At 45.7% G+C, this 12,156-nt stretch carries 7 protein-coding genes; 4 read left to right on the top strand and 3 right to left on the bottom strand.

The features are described from left to right. The first annotated feature begins 220 nt into the window (after positions 1 to 220). On the top strand, positions 221 to 1,228 hold the full coding sequence (locus H9626_RS05955; RefSeq protein WP_178255618.1) for a class II fructose-bisphosphate aldolase: 1,008 nt from the start codon (positions 221 to 223) through the stop codon (positions 1,226 to 1,228). Between the two features lie 136 nt (positions 1,229 to 1,364). On the opposite strand, the gene H9626_RS05950 is transcribed toward H9626_RS05955, so the two are convergent. From H9626_RS05950 to H9626_RS05940, 3 genes are all read right to left on the bottom strand, one after another. Beyond that, positions 1,365 to 3,572, bottom strand: a complete 2,208-nt coding sequence (locus H9626_RS05950) for an alpha-galactosidase (RefSeq protein WP_191709911.1) — start codon at positions 3,570 to 3,572, stop codon at positions 1,365 to 1,367. Positions 3,573 to 3,771: 199 nt separating this feature from the next. Further along, positions 3,772 to 4,932, bottom strand: a complete 1,161-nt coding sequence (locus H9626_RS05945) for an acyltransferase family protein (RefSeq protein WP_191709910.1) — start codon at positions 4,930 to 4,932, stop codon at positions 3,772 to 3,774. A 116-nt stretch (positions 4,933 to 5,048) separates the two neighbouring features. Continuing rightward, positions 5,049 to 5,618, bottom strand: a complete 570-nt coding sequence (locus tag H9626_RS05940; protein WP_191709909.1) for a Crp/Fnr family transcriptional regulator — start codon at positions 5,616 to 5,618, stop codon at positions 5,049 to 5,051. A gap of 184 nt (positions 5,619 to 5,802) precedes the next feature. Here H9626_RS05940 and H9626_RS05935 point away from each other — a divergent pair, with 184 nt between their 5' ends. The 3 genes from H9626_RS05935 to H9626_RS05925 all read left to right on the top strand — a co-directional run bounded on the left by H9626_RS05935 (position 5,803) and on the right by H9626_RS05925 (position 12,151). Next, complete coding sequence (locus tag H9626_RS05935; protein ID WP_191709908.1) at positions 5,803 to 6,696, top strand: helix-turn-helix domain-containing protein; 894 nt, start codon at positions 5,803 to 5,805, stop codon at positions 6,694 to 6,696. A 416-nt stretch (positions 6,697 to 7,112) separates the two neighbouring features. After that, positions 7,113 to 10,340: a SusC/RagA family TonB-linked outer membrane protein gene (locus H9626_RS05930; protein ID WP_191709907.1), complete on the top strand. Its 3,228-nt coding sequence runs from the start codon at positions 7,113 to 7,115 to the stop codon at positions 10,338 to 10,340. A gap of 11 nt (positions 10,341 to 10,351) precedes the next feature. Continuing rightward, on the top strand, positions 10,352 to 12,151 hold the full coding sequence (locus H9626_RS05925) for a RagB/SusD family nutrient uptake outer membrane protein (protein ID WP_191709906.1): 1,800 nt from the start codon (positions 10,352 to 10,354) through the stop codon (positions 12,149 to 12,151). The last annotated feature ends 5 nt before the right edge of the window (positions 12,152 to 12,156 follow it).

Here is a 12,156-nt window from a genome sequence, read left to right as displayed (position 1 = left end):
CGTACCTTCGTCCTCCGAATAGAAAATAAAAGTTCTATACATACTAATTTGCAACATCTACATTACATCCATTTGCCCCTAACCCACCCTATTTTCTCTGTTCGGGTTAATAAACCCAAAGCTACACAAACTTTTTCCCCTCATAGCTGTTTGCATTCTAACATTTATTCTTATTTTTGCACATGGAATTTAATCACTAACAACTATAAATTATACAACAATGGTTAATTACAAAGATTTAGGTTTGGTAAACACAAGAGATATGTTTGCCAGAGCAATCAAAGGCGGATATGCTATCCCGGCTTTCAACTTTAACAACATGGAACAGTTGCAGGCTATCATCAAGGCTGCCGTAGAAACCAAATCACCGGTTATTCTGCAAGTATCTAAAGGCGCTCGTAACTATGCAAACCAGACTTTGCTTCGTTACATGGCTGAAGGAGCAGTAGAATATGCTAAAGAATTGGGATGCGCTCATCCTGAAATCGTTCTTCACCTTGACCACGGAGATTCTTTCGAACTTTGCAAATCTTGCATCGACATGGGATTCTCTTCAGTAATGATTGACGGTTCTCACTTGCCATACGAAGAAAACGTTGCTTTGACTAAGAAAGTAGTAGAATACGCTCACCAATTCGACGTAACAGTAGAAGGTGAACTTGGCGTATTGGCTGGCGTTGAAGACGAAGTTTGCGCAGAACACCACACTTATACGAACCCTGAAGAAGTTATCGACTTTGCTACTCGTACAGGTTGCGACTCTTTGGCTATTTCAATCGGTACTTCTCACGGAGCATACAAGTTCAAACCCGAACAATGCCACGTTGACCCGGCTACCGGCCGTTTGGTTCCTCCTCCTTTGGCATTCGAAGTTTTGGACGCTGTTATGGAAAAACTTCCGGGATTCCCCATCGTTCTTCACGGATCTTCTTCAGTTCCTCAGGAAGAAGTTGATACAATCAACCGATACGGCGGTAAACTGGAAGCTGCCATCGGTATTCCTGAAGAAGAATTGCGTAAAGCTGCTAAGTCTGCTGTTTGCAAAATCAACATCGACTCAGACTCTCGTCTGGCTATGACTGCTGCAATCCGCAAGGTATTCGCTGAAAAACCGGCTGAGTTCGACCCGCGTAAATACTTGGGCCCGGCTCGCGACAACATGGAAAAGATGTACAAACACAAAATCATCAACGTGTTGGGTTCGGATGGTAAATTGGCTCAATGCTAATAAACTAACCATAAATTAAGCAGCGGGGCTATGTCAATCATGACGTAGCCCCGCTTGTTTTATATATCCTTAATGGGGATATAAAAATTGCGTCCCGCACATGCGGAACGCAACTCAAGAAAACGTTATAAACGCTTTATTTTACTTCTTCCAGATACAACACACGGCTGGCATAATCGTTCTGTTTATGATAATCTACCCGATGTGTGCACGGTATCTCCAGTCCGTTATCCATCAGATAAGCACCCGTAAAAGTTTTACCTTCAAACGACAAAGGCTCGTTATCAATGCGGTTTAACTCATGAACCCGATACACTTTGCCGGCATCCAGTCCTGCCATCTTCACACGCGGCAAGTGTTGATTCACAAAAGTTTCCATCTTCCACCAATAAAATGCCGCCTTGTCTTTTTCGGGAGAAACATACATGAGCGAAGCTACTCCCAATTTATCGTATGGAGACATCAAACGGTAGATATCGCCGAACTGTACTACCGGACGAATGGTTTTATAATCGGCTATCGCTTTGCGGCACAAGTCTTTCTCTTCGTCTGTCATGTTTTTAGGCTGAATCTCCATGCCCAAACGTCCGCTCATGGCTACGTCGATGCGGTATTTCAAAGGAATGGAGCGGAATGTCTGATGATTGGGAGCTGCACTGATATGCGACGCCATTGCAATCGCCGGGAAGAAATAAGAAGTTCCCCACTGCATATATACACGCTGCAAAGCATCTGTATTATCGCTCACCCAGAATTCATCAAAATAAGGCAAATAGCCATAATTGGCACGTCCGCCACCACTGGCACAAGCCTGAATCGTAAGTTTCGGATATTTAGCCCGAATGCGTTGGCATACTTTTTCAAATCCGCGATGGTAATCAATATATAAATGGCTTTGATTGTCTTTGGTCTGATAGGTAGAACCGTGACTCATGATTCCCATATTCGCATCCCATTTAATGTAATCAAGTTCGGGATATTTGGTCATCAGATTGTCTACCACACCAAATACAAAATCCTGTACTTCGGGATTCCCCAAGTCTAAAACCAACTGCGTACCGCCACGTCCGGTTACGGGTTCTCTCCCTAAGGCATTAACAATCCAGTCGGGATGTTTTTCGTAGAGTTCGCTTTTGGTATTTGTCATTTCGGGTTCTATCCAAAGCCCAAATTCCACACCATTCTTTTTGGCATCACGCAACAGTCCTTCGATTCCTTCGGGCAGTTTCTTTTTATTTACCGTCCAGTCTCCCAATGAAGAATTGTCGGTATCACGCGAATATTTATCGCCAAACCATCCATCGTCCATGACAAACAGTTCGCCTCCCATTGCAGCAATATCTGCCATCATTTGGTCCATGCCTTCCTGCGTGATGTTAAAATAAACACCTTCCCAACTATTCAACAATATTTTACGCGGAACATCTCCATTTGCTAACCTGTATTCGCGTCCCCAACGGTGAAAATTACGGCTTGCTCCGCTTAATCCTTCCTTACTATAAGTAAACGCAAGCACCGGCGTGCGGAAAACTTCTTCTTTTTCTAATTTATATGCCGAATTTTCTTCATTGATGCCTGCAAAGAAATGATGATACTCACTGTCATCGGTATCAATGCGTAATTTATAATTTCCGGTATAACAAAGAGCAGCCCCTATTACGTTTCCTGTATTTTCTTGTGGCTTTCCATCGAGCGAAAACATCACTTCAGCATGAGCCGTATGCGAGTTACGAACGCCGTCTTTATTCTTTATTACTTTCATCCCCGGCTCTAAGGATTCTTGCAGCAGACGCCCTTCGTTTGCCCACGAACCGTAGAGCGACGAAAGCCATACGTTTCCGCGACGGATGGGCAAGTATGCCGAAGCAAACTGATTTAAAATAACGGGATTCTTCTCATTGTGTGTGATTTCGGTCCAAGTTTCAATGACGTCCACGTCTTGATATGCCCTGTAACAAACATTTACGTAAAACGGATAAACTTTGTCTTTCAAATAAACAGTGGTGAGCGTTGAGGAGGCATCCTTATCGCTTTCTACTTTTACCACTTCCATCTGTAACGACATGTTTCCATCGTCGTGTTTTACAGCCAAAGCCGTTTCACTTTGACAATTCATCCCATACACCGGATAAACCGGCAACGCAGCATTGCCCGATGCCGTAATATTCTCCAACCCGCCGTCTGTCAGTTTGCTTCCATAATAAATCTGTTTTAACTCGCCTCCTACTGATGCTTCAATAACCAACGAAGTATGAGGGGTAGAGACTGCCACGGTTTGGGCAAAAAGTCCGCCGCTAAGCATTGATGCTCCGGCAAACAAATACATACTTTTCTTGATATTCATGTTTATTGATATTAGATTTTTTACAACAACAAAAGTACGGAATAAACAACAAAACCAATGGTACTATTTCAGCAGAAAATAATACAGATGTTGATTCGTTGCCCTTCTTGTATTCTCGGTATACATAAAAATAAAGGTTACTGAATCTTTCAAGAAAAGACGATTCAGTAACCCTTATACACCGACCTAATTTATCTGTTTATTTCTTCTTGGGTAAAAAACGTTTGGTCAGCCATTTACGAACCGGCTCATCGTACCACTTCAATGCAGCGTAAGCTAACAGGATGCTGCCTACATAAACCACAAGAGCAACATGCCATACCTCGCCAAGCGTATAATATTTATTCTCTATCAACCATGAATAAAACAGATACATCACAGGATAGTGTACCGCATAGAGCGGGTAAGAGATGTCGCCCGAAAATTTACATATCAGCGTAGAGTGACGGTCGGTTGTCTTACCCGAAGCTGCCAGCCATACCAAACACGGGAAAATAACGAAGATACAAACCGCTTCGTATAATCCGTTAAAGGTGATGACATGCTTTCCTTCGATATAGGGTACGCAGAATAACGCGAGCAATACTACCGAACAAATCCAAAACGCACCCCGCACGTTTTTCAGCGGTTTAAACTTACGAGACAACAACATGCCCAGCGAGAAGGGGAACAACATACGCAGCAGTCCGCCGAAGAAATTCAGTCCGTCCAGCGTCCAGCCTACACCAATCATACCGTAACCCACTACATCGAACAGCGTGAACCAAGCCAGACCGATGCCTGTCAGCGTTACCAGTACGGCCAGCGCCCGCGTACTCAGCCGGTGAATAAAGAGTGCGTAAAGCAGGTTTCCGATATATTCGAAGAACAGTGACCAGCTCGGACCGTTCAACGGAAACATTTCGGCATTTCCACGAATGTCATAGCAGGCACCCGGAGCAGCGGGAATGAAGAACATGGCACACAGCAGAGCCAGCATGATGAACGACGTAGCCACGTGTGTACCGTCCCATTGTTCGCATCCTTGCAATACGTAAAACACTACGCCTAATACCGCACCCAGTACAATCATGGGATGCAAACGGATGAGTCGGCGTTTGAAGAAATTACCCAGCGTCATGGTTTTACCCAAACGGTCATCGTAAGCATAGCCGATAACAAACCCCGAAAGGATAAAAAAGAAATCTACGGCAAGATAACCGTGGTTGATAGTAGTAATGAGTGTGCCTCCGGCAGCGAAAGACAGTCCTTCGAAAATGTGATAGAACACCACTAACAGGGCAGCTACCCCACGCAGTCCGTCTAACAATTCGTAGTGGGGCTTTGAATCCGCGAATGCGGCGGAAGAAGGTCTTGACATAATAGATTGTTTTTCGTTTTAATGTATTCAGAAATAATTGGCACAAAGTTACGCATCTTCTTCCGATAAAGTTTTGTCCTACGACAAAAAACAACCACAATCTGCAACGCCGAACGCTAACCGTTTCTTTTCCCTCTCAGCCGGCTCAGCGTAGGCAGCGTAATCCCCAGATAAGAGGCAATGTAACCCAGTTGGACACGCTGCACCACTTCCGGAAACTGCCGGCAAAAGGCTTCGTAACGCTGAGCGGCAGGTAACGTCAGCCGCTCTTTATGCGAACGGTGCAAGCGATGATATTCATTTTGGTGAATAATACGTCCCCAATTCGCCAACTCCAAATTGGTGCGGAACAAGCGGTGCAAGTCCTCAAGACCAATGCGCCAAGTTTCGGTTTCCTCCAGCGTTTCCACATATTCTTCACTCGGCTTATCGTAGTAAAATTCATCCATGCTGAATACGATGCTTCCCTCAGCGGCAAACGAGGTGGTGATTTCCTCACCGTCTACCAGCCAATAAGAGCGCGTGATGCCCCGCTCAATAAAGTAAGCGGCTCCCGTACGTTTCCCCTTCTCTACCAGCAGGTGACGTTTGGGGAAGCGGAACGGTGTCAGGCAGGCACAAAGTTCACGCTCGGTTTCGGGCGAAAGCGGTATAAGGGCGTTTATATGTTGTAAGGTATATGTCATAATACTCGGTTATCTATCTTACAAAATTACAGTTTTTCCATGTATCTGTATCGCCGGAAACGCATACTTTTCATACAAGCCAAAGACAAAAGCAATTCTTTACAGAAAAACCTCCCAATCGGTGTCGGTGGAAACCGCATAATCACTATCTTTGTTTGCATAACCTTTAGTAGAATATTGCCTTATGAACAAAGACTATGCCGAACGACACATCATCCGCGAAATTACCCCGCTATCAGACAAAGACTGCTTTTACATCGTTGACCGCCACAAGAAAGAGTTTACCTACCCTATCCACTGCCACAAGGAGTTTGAACTGAATTTCATCGAACACGGAACGGGACTGAGGCGCATTGTGGGCGATTCGGTGGAAACCGTTGCCGAATACGACCTTGTACTTATTACGAGCGCCGACCTTGAACACGTGTGGGAGCAGGCCGACTGCCACTCGGAAGACATCCGTGAAATTACCATTCAGTTTTCTCCGCATTTTTTCGACAGCCTCATCGACACCAACCAGTTCGACCGTGTGAAAACCATGCTGAACCATGCTCAAAACGGGTTATGTTTTCCTTTGCCTGCCATCATGAAAATATACGCACTGCTTGACACCTTGCCCGAAACCAAAGGGTTTTATGCCGTCACCCAGTTTCTTACCTTATTATATGAACTGTCTTTCTTCATCGACAGCGCCCACAAACTGTCATCATCGTCTTTTGCCAAAGTAGAAATACAGGCAAACAGCCGCCGCGTACAGAGAATACAACAATACATCAACGACCATTATCAGGAGGAAATACGCCTGAACCAATTAGCCGGCATGGTAGGCATGAGTGCCGTAGCCTTCAGCCGGTTCTTCAAGCTGCGTACAGGAAAGGTATTGTCTGATTACATCATCGACATCCGCCTCGGTCATGCTTCCCGCCTACTGGTCGACTCTACCATGTCGGTAGCAGAAATCTGTTACGAATGCGGCTTCAACAATCTTTCTAATTTCAACCGTATTTTTAAGAAGAAGAAGAACTGTTCCCCGAAAGAGTTCCGGGAAAATTACTGTAAGAAAAAGATAGTAATCTGACATTTTATGCTTCATCTCACTACATGCCCGTGTTTCCCGCTCCAAACACGGGTTTTATTTTGCCTGACAAGAAACAAGCCGAAGCGTAGTCTCACCCTATGGGTAGAACCGGGCTTATCCGTACGCCCGGAACGCTTCCCATAGAACGGGTGAACGCTATGGGTAGAAATAGTCAACGCTACCGCATGAGATGACTAACACTAACGGTAGCGTTTTTCGAGACATTTGCAGGCAAAAAAACGACTTTGCAACCGTGTTAAGAAAGTATTACGATGTGATAAAATTGTATTTGTTCATAACCGTCCAACCCCGTAATTTTGCACTCGTTGTAATGAATAAGACACGATGTGTTAGAATTAAATCTAAAACAGTGAAATACGAATTATAACCTTAATACAATCTAAACATATCTATTTATGAACGTAAACGCAAAAAAAGCAGCTTTAGTTGCAGGAGTCTGCCTGTCGGCAATCGTAGCAGGAACTCCGCAGGCTTTCGCAGTTTCGGTCGATACTTACCAAACTGCCCAACAAGCCAAAACAGTCACAGGAACTGTTGTCGACGAGAGTGGCATCCCTATCATCGGGGCCAACATCCTTGAGAAAGGAACTACTAACGGAGTGATTACCGACATCGACGGTAACTTCAGCCTTAACGTGTCTGAAGGAGCGGTCATCACGGTTTCATACATCGGATATGTAAGCCAAGAAATAACCATCGGAAACCAATCTGCCTTACAGATTACGCTGAAAGAAGATTCTGAAACACTCGACGAAGTGGTGGTGGTAGGTTACGGTGTACAGAAAAAGAAACTGGTAACGGGAGCCACGGTACAGGTGAAGGGAGACAATATCCAGAAACTGAACACCACCAATGCCCTCGGTGCTTTACAGAGCCAGACACCCGGTGTTAACATCGTAGCTTCTTCCGGACAGCCGGGCGAAGGATACCGTGTCAACATACGTGGTGCGGGTACCAACGGTTCTACTACTCCGCTTTACATCATCGACGGTGTGGAAGGCGACATCAACACCATCAGCCCTGCCGACATCGAAAGTGTAGACGTATTGAAAGACGCGGCTTCGGCAGCCATCTACGGTGCGCGTGCTGCCAACGGTGTCATCCTTATCACGACCAAGCAGGGGAAAGAAGGCAAAATGCAGGTGTCATACGATGGTTACGTGGGCTGGCAAGATGTTTACAAAATGCCTGATCTGCTGAACGCACGCGAATACATGGAGGTAATGGACCGGGTAAACGTGGCAGAGGGCGGACAGCCGTATAACTGGACCGACTACATGTCGCAAGAACAGTATGATGCGTATATGAATGGCTCAGACCCCGGCACAAACTGGATGGAAGCTATCCGCAATAAAGGGGCTATCACCACGAGCCACTCCATCAACCTTGCAGGCGGATCGGAATATTCGAAGTTTTCAACAGGTATATCATATATGAAGCAAGAAGGTACGCTGGGTAAACCGGCTGCTTCCGATTATTCGCGCTTTACCGTCCGCCTGAACTCTGAACATGTACTGTGGCGCAAGGATGATTTAGATATCATCACTTTCGGAGAGAACTTCTACTATAATCACAACCAGCGTTCGGGTATTTACACCAACGGACAATCTTCAAACACGCTGTCGGAAATACTCCGCGCCAATCCGCTGATTCCGGTTTACAACGAAAGCGGCGAGTATTACGGTTACGATGATTTGAACAATGCCGGATGGTTTGGTTACAATCCTTATTCTACCAACCCTATCGCCAAAATGACTTACATCGACCACGGTAACAACATCAGCAAAAACTATTCGCTGAACATGGTAGGATACTTGAAAGTGCAGCCCATCAAAGGACTGACTTACAAAGGACAGGTAAGCTACCGCCAAAGCTCGAACTCTTATAGAAGATACAACGGCATCTATCACCTGAACGACATCAGCGACCAGCGTACCGACGATGAAGTACAGCAAAGCATGGGTACAGGATGGAACTGGTCGGTTGAAAACACATTAAACTATACGTTCGATGTGAAAGATGAACACCACTTCGACGTATTGCTCGGTCAGTCTTTCCAAAAGAGTGGCTTCGGTATGGGCGAAGACATCAGTGCCACGGCATCAAGCACCCTTTTCGGTAATTGGGAAATGGCTTATCTTTCTAACAGTACCGCTTCAACACCGCGAGACGCTACCGGCGCTCCGTGGGGAGACAGCGCGCTGTCGTCATTCTTCGGCCGTGTGAACTACGACTGGAAAGAAACCTACATGGCAAGTTTAATTGTACGCGGTGACGGTTCTTCCAATTTTGCCCGCGGACACCGTTGGGGTACTTTCCCGTCGGCTTCGGTAGGCTGGGTAATGACCAACGAAAAATGGATGCAGAAATCGCAAAACTGGCTGGATTTCCTGAAGTTGCGTGCAAGCTGGGGACAGAACGGTAACTGTAACATCGACAATTTCTATTACGTGTCAATGGTAGCTTTCGATACCTACGGACGTTATCCGTTCGGAAACAATAAAGACGGAGCTACACAAGGAGGATATGCCGTTAACTTACCGAACGAAGAGGTTACTTGGGAAACATCCGAACAATGGGACTTTGGTATCGATGCCCGTTTCTTGAACGGACGGTTAAACTTTGCGTTCGACTACTATATCAAGAATACGAAAGACTTACTGGTTCAGGCTCCTATCTTGGACTCTTACGGGCTTGACGCTCCTTATGTAAACGGTGGAGACGTACGTAACAAAGGTTTCGAAATCGCATTGGGATGGAATGACCAGAAAGGTGATTTCCGTTACAACGTCAATCTGAACCTTGCCCACAACAAGAATGAAGTAACCCGAATCAATAACCGAAATGGCTACATCGAAGGCGAATCAAATATTCTTTCAAACGGAACCGCTCCTATCTACCGTATGCAGGTAGGACACCCCATCGGTTATTTCTATGGTTACAAAACGGAAGGTGTCATGCAGAATGCAGCCGATGTTCAGGCATACTTGGACAAGAACTGTCAGGGCAATGCAGCCAACTCTTTGCAAGGTTCATCCATCCAGCCGGGCGACTTGAAGTTTGTAGATGTAAACGGTGACGGTACGATTACAGAAGCCGACAAAACCGAAATCGGAAACCCGCATCCCGACTTTACAGGTGGCATCAGTTTCAGTGCGTCTTACAAAGGATGGGACTTATCGTTTACTACTTATGGCGCATTCGGACAACAAAACATCCGCTCATGGCGTCAGTTCATGGGTAACCGGTATGACAACTATTCTGCCGAAGTGCTTGAATACTGGAACGGTGAAGGTACATCCAACAAATATCCGCGCCTGACTGCCGGTAGTAACACAAACTTCGCACAAATTTCCGATATTTACGTAGAAGATGCCGATTACTTCCGTCTGCAAAACCTGACGTTAGGTTACGACCTGAAGAATATCTGGAAAAAATGCCCGATGCAGCAACTCCGCTTATACGTTACCGCACAAAACCTGTTTACCATTACAGGATATAAAGGCATGGACCCGGAAATCGGTGCAAATGCCGGCGTAGGTGACAGTTGGGCTTCAGGTATTGACGTAGGTTATTACCCTGCTCCGAGAACTTATATGGTAGGCGTTAACATTAAATTCTAAAGAAAACTGATATGAAAAAGTATTTATATTTATTGATAGGTGCATCTCTCGCATTAGGTGCTTGCGACGATGCCCTTGATACAACGAACTATACACAAAAGAACACAGGTACGTTTCCCACGAACCTGACAGATGCACAGCAAATGCTGACGGGTATTTATGCGAATCTGAATCAAGCAATCTCTACCCCTCAGACTTCTTTCTATTACCTCTCAATGTTGGCAAGCGATGATAATTTGGGAGGAGGCGGAAGCAACGACGGATTGATGCAGGCTATGGACCTTCTGACTAATTACGGATATGACATGACAGAGTCATTCTGGCAAGTACGTTACGAAGGAGTAGGACGTGCCAATGCTTTTATCGAATCGTTGGATAACTGCCAAGATATTTCGGAAGCCGACCATGACAAATTATTGGGAGAGGCTCTGTTTTTACGCGCTTTCTTCTATTATGAATTGGCATCACAATACGGTTCCATCCCTTTAATGACGACATTGGAGGCTGAAGACAAACCGCAAGCTACTGCTGCCGAAACGTGGGGACAGATTTTGCAGGACTTGAAAAATGCCTGCGACTTACTGCCCGACCAAAGAACCGATGCTGCACAGGCCGGACATGTAGACAAATATGCAGCCGAAGCCATGCTGGGACGTGCTTGGCTGTTTTATACCGGAATGTATTGCAACGGAGAAGAACTGGCAGACTTAACCAGTACGACTTATAATCCGCTGACAGAAGTAACCCTTCCTGACGGCAGCACGTTAACCAAACAGCAGGTAATCGACTATATTGATGATTGTGTCAATAATTCCGGTTACTCATTGGTTACCTCCGATTTCCGCAATTTATGGGCATATACTAATCGTTGCACCGTAGAAGACTTCCCTTACACTCAAGGACAAGGACTGTCATGGGTAGAAAACGATAATGCCATCAATCCTGAAGCCTTGTTTATGATTAAGTTCAACAAGCAAGGAACTTACGTAGGCAGTGGCGACGGATATCCCGGTATGTCTAATCAATATGCTCTTCACTTCGGTGTACGTGGCGGACAGAACTATGCCAATACATTCCCCTTCGGACAAGGATGGGGAGCCGGTCCGGTAGCTCCGAATCTGGTTGCCGACTGGGAAGCCGCCGAACCGAATGACCCGCGCCGTGCAGCTTCTATTTACGATGTTGACGATTTGCCCAATTACGAACGGGGAGCCGGAGGCTGGAACGATTATATGCAGGAAACCGGTTATTTCAATATGAAATCGGCCCCCATCTCTTGCCGAAACACCGATTCGGAAAGTTTCCCAGGAATGGATTATCTGCCTTCATTTGAATTTCTGATGTATGGGGCAAGCAACTGGCAATACAGCGTTACGCTCGACTTCGGAAACATTCATGATTTGGTACTGGTTCGTTTTGCCGATGTACTATTAATGCAGTCTGAATTGGAAGAAGACGCTACGGGTATGAACCGGGTACGTGCCCGCGTAGGATTGCCTCCCGTAAGTTATTCTTTGGAAGCTCTTCAGAACGAACGCCGTTGGGAATTGGCTTTTGAAGGTGTACGTTGGAACGACATTCGCCGTTGGCACATCGCTGCCGCAGCATTGGAAAAACAGCAAAATGTGGATATCCTGATAAACGATGCCATACCGACACAGAATGTTCCTCAAAACGGTGGTTATGCCCAGCGATACAATGAAACGGCAGGATTCTTGAAAATCCCTGAAAGTCAGGTTTCATTATCGGAACATTTGGAACAGAATCCGGGATGGGGTTCGAATGCTGATTATACTGGTTGGAGACAATAAATTTC

The sequence above is a fragment of the Phocaeicola faecium genome (assembly GCF_014837055.1).
GTDB classification, from domain to species: domain Bacteria; phylum Bacteroidota; class Bacteroidia; order Bacteroidales; family Bacteroidaceae; genus Phocaeicola; species Phocaeicola gallinarum.
This window is presented reverse-complemented; position numbering and strand designations above follow the sequence as displayed.

What these genes read in the sequence shown, in the direction of transcription:
- H9626_RS05955 (WP_178255618.1), top strand. Translation starts at nt 221, where the DNA reads ATGGTTAATTACAAAGATTTAGGTTTGGTAAACACAAGAGATATGTTT.
- H9626_RS05935 (WP_191709908.1), top strand. Translation starts at nt 5,803, where the DNA reads ATGAACAAAGACTATGCCGAACGACACATCATCCGCGAAATTACCCCG.
- H9626_RS05945 (WP_191709910.1), bottom strand. Translation starts at nt 4,932, where the DNA reads ATGTCAAGACCTTCTTCCGCCGCATTCGCGGATTCAAAGCCCCACTAC.
- H9626_RS05930 (WP_191709907.1), top strand. Translation starts at nt 7,113, where the DNA reads ATGAACGTAAACGCAAAAAAAGCAGCTTTAGTTGCAGGAGTCTGCCTG.
- H9626_RS05940 (WP_191709909.1), bottom strand. Translation starts at nt 5,618, where the DNA reads ATGACATATACCTTACAACATATAAACGCCCTTATACCGCTTTCGCCC.
- H9626_RS05925 (WP_191709906.1), top strand. Translation starts at nt 10,352, where the DNA reads ATGAAAAAGTATTTATATTTATTGATAGGTGCATCTCTCGCATTAGGT.
- H9626_RS05950 (WP_191709911.1), bottom strand. Translation starts at nt 3,572, where the DNA reads ATGAATATCAAGAAAAGTATGTATTTGTTTGCCGGAGCATCAATGCTT.